The organism is Micromonospora sp. CNZ303 (genome assembly GCF_004345505.1).
The window spans coordinates 344,187-362,750 of record NZ_SLVT01000001.1 but is presented as its reverse complement, the minus strand read 5'-3'; the positions used below and the strand labels follow the sequence as shown (position 1 = coordinate 362,750).

At 71.5% G+C, this 18,564-nt stretch carries 17 protein-coding genes; 9 read left to right on the top strand and 8 right to left on the bottom strand.

What is annotated here, in order from left to right; translation table 11 throughout:
- Nucleotides 1-426: 426 nt before the first annotated feature.
- Complete coding sequence (locus EV374_RS01775; RefSeq protein WP_132231004.1) at nt 427-1,644, bottom strand: NADP-dependent isocitrate dehydrogenase; 1,218 nt, start codon at nt 1,642-1,644, stop codon at nt 427-429.
- 138 nt (nt 1,645-1,782) lie between these two features.
- Here EV374_RS01775 and EV374_RS01770 point away from each other — a divergent pair, with 138 nt between their 5' ends.
- A complete protein-coding gene (locus tag EV374_RS01770; protein WP_132231003.1) occupies nt 1,783-2,589 on the top strand; it encodes an MBL fold metallo-hydrolase in 807 nt (268 codons plus the stop codon).
- Nucleotides 2,590-2,679: 90 nt separating this feature from the next.
- Here the strand turns inward: EV374_RS01770 and mdh are convergent, their stop codons facing one another.
- Both mdh and EV374_RS01760 read right to left on the bottom strand, forming a co-directional pair.
- Nucleotides 2,680-3,630: a malate dehydrogenase gene (gene mdh / locus EV374_RS01765; RefSeq protein WP_088998471.1), complete on the bottom strand. Its 951-nt coding sequence runs from the start codon at nt 3,628-3,630 to the stop codon at nt 2,680-2,682.
- A gap of 178 nt (nt 3,631-3,808) precedes the next feature.
- The gene (locus EV374_RS01760) at nt 3,809-4,669 is read right to left on the bottom strand and encodes a bifunctional methylenetetrahydrofolate dehydrogenase/methenyltetrahydrofolate cyclohydrolase (RefSeq protein WP_132231002.1); all 861 of its coding nucleotides are present in this window, start codon (nt 4,667-4,669) and stop codon (nt 3,809-3,811) included.
- A 430-nt stretch (nt 4,670-5,099) separates the two neighbouring features.
- Between EV374_RS01760 and EV374_RS01755 the strand changes: the two genes are divergently transcribed.
- From EV374_RS01755 to EV374_RS01735, 5 genes are all read left to right on the top strand, one after another.
- Nucleotides 5,100-6,704, top strand: a complete 1,605-nt coding sequence (locus EV374_RS01755; protein ID WP_132231001.1) for an ABC transporter substrate-binding protein — start codon at nt 5,100-5,102, stop codon at nt 6,702-6,704.
- 82 nt (nt 6,705-6,786) lie between these two features.
- Complete coding sequence (locus EV374_RS01750; protein WP_132231000.1) at nt 6,787-7,725, top strand: ABC transporter permease; 939 nt, start codon at nt 6,787-6,789, stop codon at nt 7,723-7,725.
- 89 nt (nt 7,726-7,814) lie between these two features.
- Nucleotides 7,815-8,771: an ABC transporter permease gene (locus EV374_RS01745; RefSeq protein WP_132230999.1), complete on the top strand. Its 957-nt coding sequence runs from the start codon at nt 7,815-7,817 to the stop codon at nt 8,769-8,771.
- 43 nt (nt 8,772-8,814) lie between these two features.
- Nucleotides 8,815-9,852, top strand: a complete 1,038-nt coding sequence (locus EV374_RS01740; protein WP_132230998.1) for an ABC transporter ATP-binding protein — start codon at nt 8,815-8,817, stop codon at nt 9,850-9,852.
- Nucleotides 9,836-10,864: a dipeptide ABC transporter ATP-binding protein gene (locus EV374_RS01735; RefSeq protein ID WP_132230997.1), complete on the top strand. Its 1,029-nt coding sequence runs from the start codon at nt 9,836-9,838 to the stop codon at nt 10,862-10,864. Before EV374_RS01740 ends, EV374_RS01735 begins: the two co-directional genes overlap by 17 nt.
- Before the next feature lie 151 nt (nt 10,865-11,015).
- On the opposite strand, the gene purH is transcribed toward EV374_RS01735, so the two are convergent.
- Nucleotides 11,016-12,587 (bottom strand): bifunctional phosphoribosylaminoimidazolecarboxamide formyltransferase/IMP cyclohydrolase, encoded by a 1,572-nt coding sequence (gene purH / locus EV374_RS01730; protein ID WP_132230996.1) that lies wholly within the window; start codon nt 12,585-12,587, stop codon nt 11,016-11,018.
- Nucleotides 12,584-13,204 carry a phosphoribosylglycinamide formyltransferase gene (gene purN / locus EV374_RS01725; RefSeq protein WP_132230995.1) on the bottom strand — a complete coding sequence of 207 codons (621 nt, stop codon included), beginning with the start codon at nt 13,202-13,204 and terminating at the stop codon, nt 12,584-12,586. Before purN ends, purH begins: the two co-directional genes overlap by 4 nt.
- 181 nt (nt 13,205-13,385) lie before the next feature.
- On the opposite strand from purN, the gene EV374_RS01720 reads away from it, so the two are divergent.
- Complete coding sequence (locus tag EV374_RS01720; RefSeq protein ID WP_132230994.1) at nt 13,386-13,685, top strand: CD225/dispanin family protein; 300 nt, start codon at nt 13,386-13,388, stop codon at nt 13,683-13,685.
- Between the two features lie 20 nt (nt 13,686-13,705).
- Complete coding sequence (locus EV374_RS01715; protein WP_132230993.1) at nt 13,706-14,326, top strand: DUF4190 domain-containing protein; 621 nt, start codon at nt 13,706-13,708, stop codon at nt 14,324-14,326.
- Nucleotides 14,327-14,387: 61 nt separating this feature from the next.
- On the opposite strand, the gene EV374_RS01710 is transcribed toward EV374_RS01715, so the two are convergent.
- Nucleotides 14,388-15,662, bottom strand: a complete 1,275-nt coding sequence (locus EV374_RS01710) for a cell division protein PerM (protein WP_132230992.1) — start codon at nt 15,660-15,662, stop codon at nt 14,388-14,390.
- 159 nt (nt 15,663-15,821) lie between these two features.
- Between EV374_RS01710 and EV374_RS01705 the strand changes: the two genes are divergently transcribed.
- Complete coding sequence (locus EV374_RS01705) at nt 15,822-16,088, top strand: DUF4190 domain-containing protein (RefSeq protein WP_132230991.1); 267 nt, start codon at nt 15,822-15,824, stop codon at nt 16,086-16,088.
- A gap of 93 nt (nt 16,089-16,181) precedes the next feature.
- Here EV374_RS01705 and sucD read toward each other — a convergent pair whose 3' ends face one another.
- Complete coding sequence (gene sucD, locus EV374_RS01700) at nt 16,182-17,069, bottom strand: succinate--CoA ligase subunit alpha (RefSeq protein ID WP_132230990.1); 888 nt, start codon at nt 17,067-17,069, stop codon at nt 16,182-16,184.
- A gap of 2 nt (nt 17,070-17,071) precedes the next feature.
- The gene (gene sucC, locus EV374_RS01695) at nt 17,072-18,250 is read right to left on the bottom strand and encodes an ADP-forming succinate--CoA ligase subunit beta (RefSeq protein ID WP_132230989.1); all 1,179 of its coding nucleotides are present in this window, start codon (nt 18,248-18,250) and stop codon (nt 17,072-17,074) included.
- Nucleotides 18,251-18,564: the final 314 nt, after the last annotated feature.

Sequence of the window (18,564 nt, the reverse complement as noted above, 5' to 3'; positions counted from 1 at the left end):
CGCGACAGCCGGGAAGGCTGGCTGATCGGCACGCTTGCCGCGAGGCGACCGCGGTCAACCTTCCTGGACGCGACTGGCATCTCGTCCACCCAGGTCAACGAGGCGCGCCGAAGTAGGTGACGCCAACGGCGCGTCACCCGCCGACACGCCGCCAAGAAACTGCCACCCTGTCGCACACTCGTGCACCCGCCCGGCCCTCCCCTCCCTGCCCACACCTACCGATGGCGACGGACGTCGCCGACCCCGGGTGATCCGGACAGATCTTGGTAGGAGACCGCCCCTGGAGGGGCTGTTTCCTACCAAGATCTCGGGCGCCCGACGCGAACGGTAGGCGGCGGGACGGCGGGAGCCCGCCGGCGGGTGCCGGCGGGCTCCTGGTGATGCGGCGGCAGCACCGTCAGGTGCCGTCGGAAGGCGCGGAGAGGATCAGGCGGAGAGCTTGCGCGCCAGGTTCTCGTCGAGCGCGTTCATGAACTCGTCGGTGGTCAGCCACGGCGCGTCCCGCGAGATGAGCAGCGAGAGGTCCTTGGTCATCTGGCCGCCCTCGACGGTGTCGACGATGACCTGCTCCAGGGTGTTGGCGAACTCGGTGACCGCCGGGGTGCCGTCCAGCTTGCCCCGGTGGGCCAGGCCCCGGGTCCAGGCGTAGATCGACGCGATCGGGTTGGTCGAGGTCTTCTCGCCCTTCTGCCACTGCCGGTAGTGCCGGGTGACCGTGCCGTGCGCGGCCTCGGCCTCGACCGTACGGCCGTCCGGGGAGAGCAGCACCGAGGTCATCAGGCCCAGCGAGCCGAAGCCCTGCGCGACGGTGTCGGACTGCACGTCACCGTCGTAGTTCTTGCAGGCCCAGACGTAGCCGCCCTCCCACTTGAGCGCGGCGGCGACCATGTCGTCGATGAGCCGGTGCTCGTAGGTGAGACCGGCGGCGTCGAACTCGGCCTTGAACTCGGCCTCGAACACCTCGGCGAAGATGTCCTTGAACCGGCCGTCGTACGCCTTGAGGATGGTGTTCTTGGTCGACATGTAGACCGGGTAGTTGCGGTCCAGGCCGTAGCGGAACGAGGCGCGGGCGAAGTCCCGGATCGACTCGTCGTAGTTGTACATGCCCATGGCGATGCCGCCGCCGGGGAAGTTGGCGACCTCCATCTCCATCGGCTCGCCGCCGTCGGCCGGGGTGTAGGTGATGGTCACCGTGCCCGGGCCGGGGACGACGAAGTCGGTGGCCTTGTACTGGTCACCGTGGGCGTGCCGGCCGATGATGATCGGCTTGGTCCAGCCGGGGACCAGCCGCGGCACGTTGGACATGATGATCGGCTCGCGGAAGACGACGCCGCCGAGGATGTTGCGGATCGTGCCGTTCGGCGACCGCCACATCTTCTTCAGGCCGAACTCCTCCACCCGGGCCTCGTCCGGGGTGATGGTCGCGCACTTGACGCCGACGCCGTGCTCCTTGATGGCGTTGGCGGCATCGACGGTGACCTGGTCGTCGGTCTCGTCGCGGTGCTGGATCGACAGGTCGTAGTAGTGCAGGTCGACGTCGAGGTAGGGCAGGATCAGCTGCTCCCGGATCTGCTTCCAGATGATCCGGGTCATCTCGTCGCCGTCGAGCTCAACGACCGGGTTGTTTACCTTGATCTTCGCCATCGGCCGGCGCTCCTCTCGGGGGACTCGTGCTCAAGCAGTACGAGCGTACTGGAAACTGATCGGCAGTCCCCAGCCGGCCTCGGTCGGGCCGGAACAAACGACGTGCACGGCGCACGGGACCGCTGGCATGATCGCCGGATGCCGCCGAGCCGCATCCTCGGGTCTATCACGGTCACCGCGCTCACCGACGGCGAGGGGCCGTTCTTCCAGCCCCGCGCGGAGGCGTTCCCGGACGCCACGCCGGAGCACTGGCGCGCGGCCGACCGGCGTGACCCGGGCGCGGTGACCGCCGACGGGCGGTGGTGGCTGCCGTTCCGCAGCTTCGCCATCCGCGCCGGGGACGGGCCGGTGACCCTGGTCGACGCCGGGATCGGCCCGGCCGGCTCCCCCGCCGCGAGCTGGGCGCCGGTGCCCGGCCGGCTGCCGGCCGAACTCGCCGCCGCCGGCATCGACCCGGCCGACGTACGCACGGTGGTGCTCACCCACCTGCACAGCGACCACGTCGGCTGGGCGGTCACCGGCTCACCGGGGACGCCGTACTTCCCGAACGCCGACTACCTGCTCCAGCGGGCCGAGCTGGCCGCCGTGGGACAGCTCAACCCGGGGCTGTCGGCCGGCCTGGTCGCGCCGTTGCGCGCCGCCGGCCAGCTCCGGGTCGTCGACGGCGAGGAGAGGCTGGATCCGACGGTACGGCTGCTGCCGACCCCGGGGCACACGCCCGGGCACCAGTCGGTGCTGCTGGAGGTGGCCGACGAGCGGGTGCTGCTCACCGGCGACCTGCTGGTGCACGCCGTGCAACTGGTCGACCCCGAGCTGGCGTACGCCCACGAGGAGGACGCCGCCGCGGCGCGTGCCTCGCGGGTGGGGCTGCTGCGCGACCTGGCCGCGCGCGGGCCCGCAGTGCTCGCCACCCCGCACCTGGGCGAGGCGTTCGTGACGCTGTAGGGCGGGAGCGCCCTACAGCGGCGACGCCGCTTCCCGATACGACGAGGGGGCACGCCGGCGGACCGGCGTGCCCCCTCGACGGGTGGTGGGTCACATGGAGGCGACGTCGCCCTGCTTGGCACGGACGGCCTCGGCGGCCTCCTTCAGGCTGGCCAGCTCGTCGGCGTCCAGGTCCGTCTCGACGACCCGCTTGACGCCCTCGGCGCCGATCGCGGCCTCGACACCCAGGTAGACGCCGGAGATGCCGTACTCGCCGTCGACCCAGGCGCAGACCGGCATGACCTCGCCGGAGTCCTCCGCGACGGCCTTCGCCATCCGGGCGGCGGCGGCCGACGGCGCGTAGTACGCCGAACCGGTCTTGAGCAGCGCGACCACCTCGGCGCCGCCGTTGCGGGTCTTGACGACCAGCTCCTCGATCTGCTCGGCCGGCATGGCCTCACGCAGCGGCTTGCCGTCGACCGTGCTCTGCGACGGCACCGGCACCATCGTGTCGCCGTGCGAGCCGAGGGTCAGCGTCTTCACCGACTTCACCGGTACGCCCAGCGCCTCGGCCACGAAGTTGGTGAACCGGGCGGTGTCCAGCATGCCAGCCTGGCCGAGCACCCGGTTCTTCGGGAACTGGGTGGCGAGCTGGGCCAGCGCGGTCATCTCGTCGAGCGGGTTGGACACGACGATGACGACGGCGTTCGGGGCGTACTTGGCGACGTTCTCGGAGACCTGACGGACGATCTTCGCGTTCGTCTCGAGCAGGTCCATGCGGCTCATGCCCGGCTTGCGCGGCAGGCCGGCGGTGATCACCACGACGTCCGAGCCCTCGATCGCCTCGTAGCCCTCGCCGTTCGGGCCGGTGGTCGCGCCGACCACCTTGGTCTCGAAGCCCTCGATGGCGCGCGACTGGTTGAGGTCCAGGGCGAGACCTGCGGGCTTGCCCTCCACGATGTCGGTGATCACGACGGTGTCGAAGACGTCGTACTCGGCCAGGCGCTGTGCGGTGGTGGAGCCGTAGAAGCCGGCCCCGACGACAGTGACCTTCTTACCCATGGTCGTCCCACTCCCTGCTACCAGTCGGTTTTCCGGACCGTATCAGTCATCCTGGCACCGAACAGGTCAGGGGAGGCGACCATCGCCGGGATGGGGCGAACGTCACGGCCGTCCCCCAGGTGTAAGGAAGGGGCCCTTCCTCTACCTCAGGCGTCAGGAAGGTGCCCTTCCTGACGCCTCAGTCGCGCTCGGCCCGCTCCACGACGTTGGTCAGCAGCATCGCGCGGGTCATCGGGCCGACGCCGCCCGGCATGGGCACCAGCTTGCCGGCCACCTCCGCCGCGTCACCGGCGACGTCGCCGGTGTAGCGGCCCTTGCCGTCCGGGCCGATGACCCGGGTGATGCCGACGTCGACCACGACCGCGCCCGGCGTGAGCATGTCGGCGGTGAGCAGGCCCGGCACGCCGGCGGCCACGATGACGATGTCGGCGGCCCGGGTGTGCGAGGCCAGGTCGAGGGTGCCGGTGTGGCAGAGGGTCACGGTGGCGTTCTCGCTGCGGCGGGTGAGCAGCAGGCCGAGCGGGCGGCCTACGGTGTTGCCGCGGCCGACCACGGCGACCTTGGCCCCGCGCAGCGGCACGTCGTGCCGGCGGAGCAGCTCGACGATGCCGCGCGGGGTGCAGGGCAGCGGGGCGTCGTAGCCCAGGACGAGCCGGCCGAGGTTGACCGGGTGCAGGCCGTCGGCGTCCTTGTCGGGGTCGATCAGCTCCAGCACCCGCTGGGTGTCGAGGTGGCCCGGCAGCGGCAGCTGGACGATGTAGCCGTGGCAGGCCGGGTCGGCGTTCAGCTCGGCGAGTACGGCGTCGACCTGCGCCTGGGTCGCGTCGGCCGGCAGCTCGCGGCGGATCGAGGCGACCCCCACCTCGGCGCAGTCGCGGTGCTTGCCGTTGACGTACGCCTGGGAGCCGGGGTCCGCACCCACCAGGACGGTGCCGAGCCCGGGGGTGATGCCGCGTTCCGCCAGTGCCTTGACCCGTGTCCGCAGCTCGTCCTTGATCTCGGCCGCGGTCGCCTTGCCGTCCAGAAGCGTCGCCGTCACGCCCAGATCGTCTCACGGTCGGCGGCCGGCGATCCGACGACCTGCGCCAAGCCCGCAATGTGACCACTAAGAGTGACGTGCGGTTAATCACTCTGAGTGACGCGGCGACCGGCGAAGCCCGGCTGGAACCGGACTCCCGGGCGACCGGGGCGACGGAGGGGCACGGCCGGGCCGGGCCGGCGCGAACGGGCGGACCGGGCGCGCCGGACGCCGACCGCGTCGAGAGTCCCCGCTGCCCAGCATCACATCCGCAGCGGCACGGCGTTAGCAGATCCGGCCCGCCACGACAAGGCCACGACGGTGACTCCGTTATCGGTTCGCAACCCTCCCGTTGTCGATCGTCGGACGGCGACCTACCGTTGCCCAACGTTGCGCAGCGTAAACCCAGCGCCGGGCCTGACTGCGCAGCGTGAGGAGATGAGGAGGCTACATGCGTGTTCGTAGGCTCGCTGCCTGGACCGCCCTCCCGCTCGCGGTGACCCTGGGCCTGGTGGCCTGCGGCTCGGGCGGCGACGGTGGATCCGGCGAGAGCAACCCCGACGCGGCCGTGCGGATCGAGATCGCCGAGCCGCAGCACCTGGTGCCGACCAACACCAACGAGACGAGCGGCTCGCAGGTGCTCGCCGCCCTGTTCAGCCCGCTGGTCGACTACGACGAGGCCAACAAGCCCCACGAGGTGGCGGCCGAGTCGGTGACGTCCGAGGACAACACGACCTGGACGGTCAAGCTGAAGGACGGCTACACCTTCCACAACGGCGAGAAGGTCACCGCCGACAACTACGTCGACGCCTGGAACTACGGCGCCTATGCCCCGAACGGCCAGAACTCCAGCTACTTCTTCGAGAAGATCGCCGGCTACGAGGACATGCAGGGCGAGACCCCGAAGGCCAAGACGCTCAGCGGGCTGAAGAAGGTCGACGACCTGACCTTCACCGTCACGCTGTCGGAGCCGTACAGCGAGTTCAAGTCCGTGCTCGGCTACACCGCCTTCTACCCGATGCCGAAGGCCGCGTTCTCCGCGCCCGGCGTGCTGGCCGAGGGCTACGAGCAGGCGCCGGTCGGTCAGGGCCCGTTCAAGATGAAGGGCACCTGGCAGCACGACGCCAAGGTCGAGGTCGAGAAGTACGACGCCTTCCCGGGCGAGAAGCCGAAGGTGGCCGGCGTCGAGTTCCGGATCTACCAGCAGCCGACCGCCGCGTACGCGGACGTGCTCTCGGACAACCTGGACGTCATCAAGACCATCCCGACCGAGAACCTCTCGACGGCCGGCACCGACCTCGGTGACCGGTTCAAGCAGAGCTCCGCCTCGTCGCTCCAGGTGCTGGCCTTCCCGACGTTCCAGAAGGAGTTCAGCAACCCGGACGTGCGCAAGGCCATCTCGATGGCGATCGACCGGGACGAGATCACCAAGTCGATCTTCAAGGACTCGCAGCAGCCGGCCCGCTCGTTCGTCTCGCCGGTCGTCGCGGGCTACCGCGACAACACCATCGGCGAGGCCGGCGAGTTCGACCCGGCCAAGGCCAAGAGTCTGTACCAGGCCGCGGGCGGCCCGGCGAGGATCGAGCTGTCCTACAACGGCGACGGCGGCCACAAGGACTGGATCGACGCGACCTGCAACCAGCTCAAGACCAACCTGGGCGTGGACTGCGTGGGCACCGCCGAGCCGAAGTTCGCGGACCTGCTGACCAAGGTGAAGGCCAAGCAGCCGGTCGGCCTGTTCCGGATGGGTTGGGTCATGGACTACCCGTCCATGGAGAACTACCTGGGCCCGCTCTACAGCAGCAACGGCTCGTCGAACTACTACGGCTACAGCAACCCCGAGTTCGACAAGCTGGTCGCCGAGGGCACCAGCGCCGCGAACGAGGAAGAGGCGATCAAGAAGTACCAGGCGGCCGAGGACCTGCTCGCGGAGGACCTGCCGGTGATCCCGCTGCGGTACGGCCAGAACAACTTCGGCCACTCCACCAAGGTGACGAACGTGGAGATGGATCTCTTCGACCGGATCGACCTCGTGCAGATCGAGGCCGTCAAGTAACACGGCAGGACGGGTCGGGCCATCGGCGGACGGTGGCCCGACCCGCCTTCCTCTTCGCACTTTTTCCGCCAGACTGCCAAGTATGTTCCGCTTCATCCTGCGGCGTCTGCTCCAGATGGTCCTCGCGTTCTTCGGGACCACGCTGATCGTCTACGCGCTGATGTTCGCCGGCCAGGGCGATCCCATCCAGGCGCTCGCCGGTGAGCGCCCGGTCACGGCGGCCCAGCGGGCATACCTGACGGAGAAGTTCCACCTCGACCGGACCGGGGTCGGCGGCTTCTTCTACCGCTACTTCGACTACCTGAAGAACCTGCTCCAGGGTGACCTCGGGCAGTCCCTCACCGGACGCTCGATCGGCGACATCCTGGCCGCCGCCTGGCCCGTCACGGTCAAGCTGGCGCTGATCGCCATGGCGGTCACCATCCTCTTCGGGGTCACCGCGGGCGTACTCGCCGGCATCCGGCGGGCCAGCATCTTCGACAACTCGACCCTGCTGCTGACCCTGCTGGTGCTCGGCATCCCGACGATCGTGCTCGCGCCGCTGGCGCAGTACCTCCTCGGCGTCAAGTGGCAGCTCTTCCCGGCCACCGCCGGCGCCGACCCGGACCTGTACGCGCTCCTGCTGCCGGGCATCGTGCTCGGCTCGCTCTCGCTGGCCACCGCGCTACGGCTGACCCGGACGTCCGTGGCCGAGAACCTGCGCGCCGACTACGTCCGCACCGCCCGGTCGAAGGGCCTCGTCAGACGGCGGATCGTCAGCGTCCACGTGCTGCGCAACTCGCTCATCCCGGTGGTCACCTTCCTCGGCGTCGAGCTGGGCAACCTGATGAGCGGCGCGATCATCACCGAGGGTGTGTTCAACATCCCCGGCGTCGGCTTCAACCTCTTCCGCGGCATCCGCACCGAGGACGGCCCGCTGGTGGTGGGCATCGTCAGCGTGCTCGTCGTGGTCTACCTCGTCTCCAACCTGGTGGTGGACGTCCTGTACGCCGTACTCGACCCGAGGATCCGCTATGAGTGAGCGCAGCGAACGAATCGGCAGCGCAGTGTTTCGTGCCGGCGCCGAGCGCAGCGAGGTGCGGGCACGAGTGAGCGCAGCGAGGTGCGGGCATGAGTGACTTCGAGACCGTCGCGGCGAGCGAGAACCAGGCCGCGCGGCGGGGGCCGTCGGGTGAGCCCGGCGCGCCGAACCAGGTCGGCGTACCGCAGAAGCCCCGCAGCCTGGCCGGCGACGCCTGGCGCGACCTGCGCCGCAAGCCGATCTTCTGGATCAGCCTCGCCCTGGTGGTGCTGGTCGCCGCCATGGCCGCCGTGCCCGGGCTGTTCACCGCGAACGACCCGCGCGACTGCGTGCTGGCCCGTCAGCACGCCGGGCCGTCCGGCGGGGCGATCCTCGGGTACGACTTCCAGGGCTGCGACACGTACGCCAGGGCGGTCTACGGCGCCCGCGCGTCGCTGCTGGTCGGCGCGCTCTCCGCGCTGCTCACCGGCCTGATCGCGCTCGCCGTGGGGATGCTGGCCGGCTACTTCGGCCGCTGGGTCGACGCGGTGCTCTCCCGGGTGGTCGACGTCGTCCTCGGCATCCCGCTCCTGCTCGCCGCGATCGTGCTGCTCAAGCGGGTCAACAGCGACAGCTCGGCGGTCCGGATCGGCGCGGTCATCTTCGTGCTGTCGATCCTCGGCTGGACCACCGCCGCCCGCGTCGTCCGCTCCTCCGTGATCACCGCCAAGGAGCAGGACTACGTCGCGGCGGCCCGGATGCTCGGCGCCGGCGACGGCCGGATCATGCTGCGGCACATCCTGCCGAACGCGCTCGCCCCGGCGATCGTGGTGCTGACGATCGCCCTCGGCTCGTTCATCGCCGCCGAGGCGACGCTGAGCTTCCTCGGCATCGGGCTCAGGGCGCCGACCATCTCCTGGGGCATCGACATCGACGCCGGCCGGGTGCACATGCGGGAGTCGGTCACCCCGCTGCTGGTCCCCTCGACGTTCCTGGCACTGACCGTGCTGGCGTTCATCATGCTCGGCGACGCGATCCGCGACGCCTTCGACCCGAAACTGCGCTGACGCATGCGAGCGAGCCTTCAGTCACGAGCGAAAGGCGTGAACCGTGAGCCAGTCCGCCGTCCGACCCACGCCGGCCTCACCCACGCCCGAGGGCGGGCACCTGCTGGAGGTACGGGACCTGCACGTCGAGTTCCGCACCGGCGAGGGCGTGGCCAGGGTGATCAACGGGGTCTCGTACCACCTCGATCCCGGCGAGACGCTCGCCGTGCTCGGCGAGTCGGGCTCCGGCAAGTCGGTCACCGCCCAGGCGATCATGGGCATCCTCGACACTCCCCCGGCCGTGATCCGCTCCGGCGAGATCCTCTACCAGGGGCGCGACCTGCTGAAGCTGCCGGAGGAGCAGCGCCGGCAGGTACGCGGCAAGGAGATCGCGATCATCTTCCAGGACGCCCTCTCCGCGCTGAACCCCGTCTTCGGAGTGGGCTGGCAGATCGGCGAGACGCTGCGCCAGCGCGAGGGCATGTCGAAGGCGGACGCCCGTGCCCGCGTCGTCGAGCTGATGGACCTGGTACGGATCCCCGCCGCCGCCAGCCGGCTCGGCGACTACCCGCACCAGTTCTCCGGCGGCATGCGGCAGCGCGTCATGATCGCGATGGCGCTGGCCATGAACCCGAAGGTGCTGATCGCCGACGAGCCGACCACGGCCCTGGACGTCACCGTGCAGGCCCAGATCATGGACCTGCTGGCCGACCTGCGCCGCGACCTCGGCACGGCGATGATCCTGATCACGCACGACCTCGGTGTGGTCGCCGGCGTCGCGGACCGGATCGCCGTCATGTACGCCGGCCGGATCGTCGAGCACGCCGACGTCCGCTCGCTGTACCGGGCGCCGGCCCACCCGTACACGAAGGGGTTGCTGGAGTCGATCCCGCGGATGGACGTCCGGGGTCAGGAGCTCTCCACGATCAGGGGGCTGCCGCCCAACCTGATGCGGATCCCGTCCGGCTGCCCGTTCCACCCCCGGTGCCCGTACGTGCAGCAGGTCTGCGTCGACGTGGTGCCGCACGACCTGGTCCTGGGCGACGGCCGGACCAGCGCGTGCCACTTCGCCCAGGAGGTCCGTGATGACAGCGCCCGCTAGCCCGACCAAGGTGCGCGGCGAGACGATCCTCGCCGTCGACAACGTGGTCAAGCACTTCCCGATCCGCCGGGGCGTGCTCTTCCAGCGGCAGGTCGGCGCCGTCAAGGCCGTCGACGGGGTCAGCTTCGAGCTGCGCCGGGGCGAGACCCTCGGGGTGGTCGGCGAGTCGGGCTGCGGCAAGTCGACGCTGGCCCGGCTGCTGATGCGGCTGGAGACGCCGACCGCCGGCCGGGCCACCCTGGAGGGGGGGGACCTGTTCTCCGCCTCCGGTGCGGAGCTGCGCCGGCTGCGGCGCAACATGCAGATGGTGATGCAGGACCCGTACACCTCGCTGAACCCGCGCATGACGGTCGGCGACATCATCGGCGAGCCGTTCGAGATCCACCCGGACGCCGCGCCGAAGGGCAGCCGGCGGGGCCGGGTGCGGGAGCTGCTCGACGTGGTCGGCCTGAACCCCGAGCACATCAACCGCTACCCGCACCAGTTCTCCGGCGGCCAGCGGCAGCGCATCGGCATCGCCCGCGCGCTCGCCCTGCGGCCCGAGATCATCGTCTGCGACGAGCCGGTCAGCGCCCTGGACGTGTCGATCCAGGCCCAGGTGATCAACCTGCTGGAGAAGCTCCAGGACGAGTTCGGCCTGTCGTACATCTTCATCGCGCATGACCTGTCGGTGGTCCGCCACATCTCGGACCGCGTCGCGGTCATGTACCTCGGCAAGATCGTGGAGATCGGCACCGAGGACGAGATCTACGAGCGCGCCACCCACCCGTACACCCAGGCGCTGCTCTCGGCCGTGCCGGTGCCCGACCCGGAGGCCCGCGACCGGCGCACCATGATCCGCCTCACCGGCGACGTGCCGAGCCCGGCCGACCCGCCGAGCGGCTGCCACTTCCGCACCCGCTGCTGGAAGGCCCAGGAGGTCTGCGCCACCCAGGAACCCCACACGGTCCTCCGCGCCGCGGACCCCCACCCCTCGGCCTGCCACTTCGCCGCCCTCCGCCCCACCCCCTGACCCACCCACCCCGCCCGCCCTCTCGCGTCGATCATGCAGTTGTGGTGGGCGGATCGCCCGCCTTCGCCCCTTTCGCGGGGCACCACAACTGCATGATCGGCCCCGGAGGGAGGGGACGGGGAGGGACGGGGAGGGGGAGGAGGAGCGGGGGTTAGTGGAAGAAGTGGCGGGTGGAGGTGAAGTACATGGTGATGCCGGCCTGCTTGGCGGCGGCGATCACCTCCTCGTCGCGGATCGAGCCGCCCGGCTGCACGATCGCGCGGACGCCGGCATCGATGAGGATCTGCGGGCCGTCGGCGAAGGGGAAGAACGCGTCCGAGGCGCACACCGCGCCACGGGCCCGGTCCGCGCCGGCCCGGCTTACCGCGAGCTGGGCGGAGTCGACCCGGTTGACCTGGCCCATCCCGACGCCGACCGTCGCGCCGTCGGAGGCCAGCAGGATCGCGTTGCTCTTCACCGCGCGTACCGCCCGCCAGGCGAAGGCCAGGTCGCGCAGGGTCGCCTCGTCCGCCGGCTCGCCGGTGGCCAGTCGCCAGTTGGCCGGGTCGTCGCCCTCGGCGTCGATCCGGTCGGCCATCTGCACCAGTACGCCGCCGGTGACCTGCCGCCACTCGGCCGGCAGCGGGGCGTAGGCCGGCGCGTGCAGCAGCCGGATGTTCTTCTTGGCCTGGAGGATCTCCGCCGCGCCCTCGTCGAAGCCGGGCGCCACCAGCACCTCGGTGAAGATCTCCGACACCTGCCGGGCCAGCTCGACCGAGACCGGCCGGTTGACCGCGATCACCCCGCCGTACGCGGACACCGGGTCGCAGGCGTGCGCCTTGCGGTGCGCCTCGGCCACGTCGGCGCCCACCGCGATCCCGCACGGGTTGGCGTGCTTGATGATCGCCACCGCCGGCTGGTCGGCGAAGTCGTTGGCCGCCCGCCACGCCGCGTCCGCGTCGACGTAGTTGTTGTAGGACATCTCCTTGCCGTGCAGCTGCTCGGCCTGGGCGAGCCCGGCCGGGCTGGACGGGTCGACGTAGAGCGCCGCCGGCTGGTGCGGGTTCTCGCCGTAGCGCAGCACCGCCTGCCGGCGCAGCGACAGCCCGGCGAAGTCCGGCCAGCCGTCCTCCTCGGGCGCCAGCGTGGCGGCGCACCACTCGGCCACCGCCACGTCGTACTCGGCGATGACGGCGAAGGCGCGGGCGGCCAGCACGCGCCGCTGGGCCAGCGTGAAGCCGCCCTCGCCGAGCGCGGCGAGCAGGGCCGGGTACGCGGCCGGGTCGGTCACCACGGCGACCGAGGCGTGGTTCTTGGCCGCCGCCCGGACCATCGCCGGCCCGCCGATGTCGATCTGCTCGACGCACTCCTCGACGCCCGCGCCGGAGGCGACGGTGGCCTGGAACGGGTAGAGGTTGGACACCAGCAGGTCGATACCGGCGATGCCGTGCTCGTCGAGCTGGGCGACGTGGGAGTCCTTACGCAGGTCGGCGAGGAGCCCGCCGTGCACCTTCGGGTGCAGCGTCTTGACCCGCCCGTCGAGGATCTCCGGGAAGCCCGTCACCGTCTCGACCGGCGTCACCGGCACCCCCGCGCCGGCGATGGCCGAGGCCGTGCTGCCGGTCGAGACGAGCTCCACCCCGGCCGCGTGCAGCGCCCGGGCCAGCTCGACCAGGCCGGTCTTGTCGTAGACGCTGACCAGCGCCCGCCTGATCGGGCGGCGTTCGTCCTGAGTGGAACTCACGGGACCGTGACCTTTCTTCCGGTGATCGTCCAACCTTCGCGGACCAGGCGGCCCACCTGCTCGACGAGCTGGTGCCGCTCGGCTTCCTTGATGCGCTCGGTGAGCGTCTCGACGTCGTCGTCGTCGCGCACCGGCACGGCGACCTGCGCGACGATCGGGCCGGTGTCCATGCCGGCGTCGACGAAGAAGAGCGTGGCCCCGGTGACCTTCACGCCGTAGGCGAGGGCGTCGCGCGGGCCGTGGATGCCGGGGAACGCCGGCAGCAGCGTGTTGTGCGTGTTCAGGTAGCGGTCGCCGAATGCGGCCAGGAAGCGCGGGCCGACCAGCTTGAGGAAGCCGGCGGAGACGACCAGGTCGGGCCGGTGCTCGGCGACGCGGGCGGTCAGCGCGGCGTCCCAGTCCTCGCGGGCGGGATGGTCGGCGACCCGCTCGACGAAGGTCGGCACACCGGCCGCGGCGGCCCGGTCCAGGCCCGCGATGCCGTCGCGGTCGGCGCCGACGGCCACCACCCGGGCCCCGTACGCCGGATCGGCGCTCGCATCGAGCAGGGCCTGGAGGTTGCTTCCGGAGCCGGAGACGAGGACGACGATGCGGGCGACGGGCGCGGGCTCGGTCACCGGGCCACCCTATCGGGCCTGCCGCCGCTTCCATCCGCTGGGCATTGCGACATTCACCGACGACGCGAACGGTCCGGACCAGGTACGCTGCCGGTCGCTCGGGCCCGGCGCGCGTCGGCCCGCACCCGTCAGTGATCCGACGCCCCGCGGGGGTGTCGAGTGGAATGAGGAGTACGCCGAAATGCAGCCCGGATACCAGCCGCAGCAGCCGCAGATCAACAACAACATGACGATGTCGATCGTCGCCATCTTCCTCTTCTGGCCGCTGGCCATCCCGGCGATCATCAACGCCTCGAAGGTGAACCCGCTGCTCCAGCAGGGCGACTACGCCGGGGCCCAGGCCGCCGCCGCCGAGTCGAAGAAGTGGTCCAAGTGGGCGCTCATCGTCGGCATCAGCTGGTACGTGATCGTGCTGGTGTGCTGCCTGCTCGGTGGGCTCGCCGGTGTGGTGGGCGGCGACACCTCCACCAGCAGCTACTGACAGATCGGACGAGGAGTCGCATGCAGCCCGGTTACCCCGGACAGGATCCGTACGGCCAGCAGCCGCACCACGATCCGTACGCCCCACCGCCGGCGACGCCGTACGGCCAGCCGCCCGTCTCCGGGCAGCCGAACGACCCGTACGCCGCGCCGCAGGATCCGTATGGCCAGCAGAACCCGTACGGCCAGCAGGACCCCTACGGCCAGCCGCCCACCTCGGGCCAGCCCTACGGGCAGCCGCCCACCTCGGGCCAGCCCTACGGGCAGCCGGCGCCGGGTCAGCCGTACGGGCAGCAGCCGTACCAGGATCCGTACGGCCAGCAGGCGTACTCGCAGCCGCCCATGTACCCCAACGCGGGATTCGCCGCGAAGGGGCCTGGGCAGCAGCAGAACACCCTCGGTCTGGTGTCCATGATCCTCGGCATCGCCTCGATCCCGATGGTCTGCTGCTACCTCGGCATCCCGCTGGGCATCGGTGCGCTGGTGACCGGGTGGTTGGGCAAGCAGAAGGCCGCCCAGGGGCTGGCCGACAACAACGGTCAGGCCCTCGCCGGTCTGATCTGCGGCGCCATCGGCGTCGTGCTCGGCCTGCTCCAGATCATCTTCCTGGGCTTCAGCCTGACGCTGCCCAACCAGCCCTGACCGTCATGCGACAGGGGCGTCCCGGCCCGTTCGGGGCGCCCCTTCGGCGTCTTGGAGGCCCTCAGCGGGGCACCCGGGACAGCACCCGGGTCGCGGCGGCGCCGATCAGTGCCCCGACCGTGACGACCGCGGTCGCCACCGCCGCCACCTGCCAGGCGACGGGCCCCACCTGGACCAGCCGGCCGCCGCCGAGCGATCCGGCGGAGGCGGCTGCGGCGGCGCCCAGCAGCAGGCCGGCCACCGGGCCGGCGAGCGCCGCCGCCCCGAGCAGCGGCCCCCAGCGCAGCGGTGCCCGGTCGTCGGCGGCGAGCCGGAGCAGCCGGCGGGCCAGCAGCCAGCCCGCGGCCATCCCGGCGAGGACCGGCACCGCGAGCAGCCCGGCGCCGAGCCCGTCGACCGGCCCGCGCGGCAGCCCGGCCAGCAGCGGTACGGCCGGCAGCGCCCCCACGGAGACCTCGCTGGTGCGTACCGCCGTGTCGGTGCCGACGGCGAAACCCGGGCCGAGCAGGTAGCTGACCGACCAGATCGTGGCGTTGGGCGCGTAGGCGAGGCTGACCAGCGTGATTCCGGCCTGACCGGCGACCCCGGTGCGGTAGGCCCCGATCAGGTCGGCGGCGTCCCCGCCGCCGGTGGCCACGGCGAGCCCCGCCGCGCCGGCCCCCGCGCCGAACAGCAGCAGCCCGGCGACGAGCCCGGTGCGGATCCCGTCGCGCAGCGCCTCCGGGGACCGCGCGACGAGCAGGCCGGCCACGCGCGTGGTCCGGACCGAGCCCACCAGGGCCCCGAGCGTGCCGAGCACCAGGAGGGTCAGCCCGGCGCGCACCGGTGACGCGCCGGCCAGCACCGCGCCGAGCACCCCGAGCAGCGCGTACGCGACGCCGACCGCGCCGGCGGCGAGGAGCGCCTGCCGGGGTGACCGGCCGCCCCGCGCGCCGATGGCCCGGCTGGCGTGCACGCCCGCCCGGGTCAGCCGCCAGACGACCAGGGCGGTCAGCGCCAGCGGGGCCAGCCCCAGCGGGCCGGCGGCGGTGTCCAGCGGCACGCCGTGCCCGAGCAGCCAGCCGGCCAGCCCGGCGCGCAGCGCGCCCGGCACGGAGGCGGCACCCTCGCTGAGCTGGAACAGCCAGAGCACGACCACGACCGGCAGCCAGGAGGTGAGCGCCGCCCACCCGGCGGCGACCCCGGCGGCGACGGCGAGCGGGGCGCGGCTGCGGCGCGGCTCGCCGGCGCGCGGCGCGGGCACCCGCCGGCTCCGCCCGACGGGCGCGGCCGGCCGGGCGCCGGGGCCGACGTCGGCGCCGGGACGGCTGGGCTGATCAGGGGTGACGGAGGACATCGCGTCTACTCTGGCATGCCGGGCCCGCGGTGGCAGTCCGATACCGCCCCGCAGCGGCGACGAGTTCCGTGATCCACCATCTCGGGCCCCCGATCCGGTCTAGCCTCGGGCGCAGGGACGCGACCGCAGGGTCGCGGCACCGACGTCCTGAGGAGAGCCGTGAACACTCCGTATCCGCCGCCCCCGCCGGCGCCGTCCGCGGCCGGTCGCGACCGCACGACGCTGTGGGGCGTGCTCGGCATCATCCTCGGCCTGCTCTGCTGCGGCATCCTGGGGATCGTCTTCGGTTACCTGTCGATCCGGGACGCCAAGCGCTTCGGCCAGTCGCCCGTGCTCGGCTACCTGGCGATCGCGTTCGGCGTGCTCAACATCATCGGCAGCGGCGTCCTCTGGGCCGGCGGCAACTACCCGCTCTACAACGACTGAGGCCACCCGCCCCACGGCGACCGGGGCCGCCGCGCCACGACGGCGGAGGGCCGACCGCGAACGGTCGGCCCTCCGGTCGTACGTCGCTCGGGCTCAGCCCGCGGACATGATCTCCCGCATGAGCTTGGCGGTCTCGGTCGGGGTCTTGCCGACCTTGACGCCGACCGCCTCCAGCGCGTCCTTCTTGGCCTCGGCGGTGCCCGCCGAGCCGGAGATGATCGCACCGGCGTGGCCCATGGTCTTGCCGGGCGGCGCGGTGAAGCCGGCGATGTAGCCGACCACCGGCTTGGTCACGTTCGCCTTGATGAACTCGGCGGCCCGCTCCTCGGCGTCGCCACCGATCTCACCGATCATGACGATCGCGTCGGTCTCCGGGTCGGCCTCGAACGCGGCGAGCGCGTCGATGTGGGTGGTGCCGATGATCGGGTCACCGCCGATGCCGACGCAGGTCGAGAAGCCGATGTCGCGCAGCTCGTACATCATCTGGTAGGTCAGCGTGCCGCTCTTGCTGACCAGGCCGATGCGGCCGGTGCCGGTGATGTCGGCCGGGATGATGCCGGCGTTGGAGGCGCCCGGCGAGGCGATGCCCGGGCAGTTCGGACCGATGATCCGGGTCCGCTCCCCCTTGGCGACGTTGTACGCCCAGAACGCGGCCGTGTCGTGCACCGGCACGCCCTCGGTGATCACCACGGCCAGGTCGATGCCGGCGTCGATCGCCTCGACGACCGCGCCCTTGGTGAACTGCGGCGGGACGAAGATCACGGTCACGTCCGCACCGGTCTGCGCCATCGCGTCCGCGACGCTGGCGAAGACCGGCAGCTCGGTGCCGTCGAAGTCGACCGTCTGGCCCGCCTTGCGCGGGTTGACGCCGCCGACGACGTTGGTGCCCGCGGCGAGCATCCGCCGGGTGTGCTTGGAACCCTCGGAACCGGTCATCCCCTGGACGATGACCTTCGAGTCCTTGGTCAGCCAGATAGCCATTGTCAGACCCCCGCAGCCGCCAGCTCGGCGGCCCGCTCGGCCGCGCCATCCATCGTGTCGACCCGCTGGACCAGCGGGTTGTTCGCGCCGTCCAGGATCGCCCGGCCGGCCTCGGCGTTGTTGCCGTCGAGGCGGACGACCAGCGGCTTGGTGACCTGCTCGCCGCGCTGCTCGAGCAGGGCCAACGCCTGCACGATGCCGTTGGCGACCTCGTCGCAGGCGGTGATGCCGCCGAAGACGTTGACGAAGACGCTCTTCACCGACGGGTCGGACAGGACGATCTCCAGCCCGTTCGCCATCACCGCGGCGCTCGCGCCACCGCCGATGTCGAGGAAGTTGGCCGGCTTGACGCCGCCGTGCCGCTCACCGGCGTACGCGACCACGTCGAGGGTCGACATGACCAGGCCGGCGCCGTTGCCGATGATCCCGACCTCGCCGTCGAGCTTGACGTAGTTGAGGTCCTTCTCCTTGGCGGCCTGCTCCAGCGGGTCCACCGCGGCCTGGTCGACCAGCGCCTCGTGGTCCGGGTGCCGGAACGCGGCGTTCTCGTCGAGGGTGACCTTGGCGTCGAGCAGCAGCAGCTTGCCCTCGCCGGTCTTGGCCAGCGGGTTCACCTCGACCAGCGTGGCGTCCTCGGCGACGAAGGCCTTCCACAGCCCCACGGCGGCCTCGACGACCTGGTCGGCGACCTCGGCCGGGAAGTTGGCGGCGGTGACGATCTCGCGCGCCTTCGCCTCGTCGACACCGGTGTTGGCGTCGATCGGGGCCTTGACGACCTTCTCCGGGGTCTCGGCGGCGACCTGCTCGATGTCCATGCCGCCGGCGACGCTGGCGATGCAGAGGAAGGTGCGGTTCGCCCGGTCGAGCAGGTAGGAGAAGTAGTACTCCTCGGCCACGTCCGCGGTCACCGTGATCATGACCTTGTGGACGGTGTGGCCCTTGATGTCCATGCCCAGGATGTCGGTGGCGCGGGCCACCGTCTCCTCGGCGCCCTCGGCCAGCTTCACGCCGCCGGCCTTGCCACGGCCACCGACCTTCACCTGCGCCTTGACGACCACCCGACCGCCGAGGCGTTCGGCGATCGCGCGGGCCTCCTCCGGGGTCGTGGCGACGCCGCCGGCGAGCACGGGCAAGCCGTGCCGCTCGAACAGGTCCCGCCCCTGGTACTCGTACAGGTCCACGTTTGCGCGTCCCGTCCCGTCTCCGCGGCGCGCCGTCGCGCCGCCACCAGCGTTATGGAAAACAGTTTGACGCCTGTCATCACTCGAAACAGGCCATTGGGCGCAGCCTAGCGAGGTGGACACCGCCGGCAACCGAGCGGGTGCACGTTGTGTGGTAATGCACAATCGGCGGCGTCGCGCGGCCTTTCCGCGACTTCGGCCCGATGTCAGCCGTCCGGGCGATGTTGCCGGGGGCGCGTAACCCGTCCGTGGGGGCGTCGTTGAGTCAGGTGTCGGAGCGCTGATACAGCGCGGCGACGGGAGCGGCCGATGCC

Coding starts and splice junctions, on each gene's coding strand:
- EV374_RS01735 (WP_132230997.1), top strand. CDS start 9,836: ATGACAGCGCCCGCTAGCCCGACCAAGGTGCGCGGCGAGACGATCCTC.
- EV374_RS01710 (WP_132230992.1), bottom strand. CDS start 15,662: ATGTCCTCCGTCACCCCTGATCAGCCCAGCCGTCCCGGCGCCGACGTC.
- mdh (WP_088998471.1), bottom strand. CDS start 3,630: ATGGGTAAGAAGGTCACTGTCGTCGGGGCCGGCTTCTACGGCTCCACC.
- EV374_RS01720 (WP_132230994.1), top strand. CDS start 13,386: ATGCAGCCCGGATACCAGCCGCAGCAGCCGCAGATCAACAACAACATG.
- EV374_RS01745 (WP_132230999.1), top strand. CDS start 7,815: ATGAGTGACTTCGAGACCGTCGCGGCGAGCGAGAACCAGGCCGCGCGG.
- EV374_RS01750 (WP_132231000.1), top strand. CDS start 6,787: ATGTTCCGCTTCATCCTGCGGCGTCTGCTCCAGATGGTCCTCGCGTTC.
- EV374_RS01715 (WP_132230993.1), top strand. CDS start 13,706: ATGCAGCCCGGTTACCCCGGACAGGATCCGTACGGCCAGCAGCCGCAC.
- EV374_RS01775 (WP_132231004.1), bottom strand. CDS start 1,644: ATGGCGAAGATCAAGGTAAACAACCCGGTCGTTGAGCTCGACGGCGAC.
- sucD (WP_132230990.1), bottom strand. CDS start 17,069: ATGGCTATCTGGCTGACCAAGGACTCGAAGGTCATCGTCCAGGGGATG.
- EV374_RS01770 (WP_132231003.1), top strand. CDS start 1,783: ATGCCGCCGAGCCGCATCCTCGGGTCTATCACGGTCACCGCGCTCACC.
- EV374_RS01755 (WP_132231001.1), top strand. CDS start 5,100: ATGCGTGTTCGTAGGCTCGCTGCCTGGACCGCCCTCCCGCTCGCGGTG.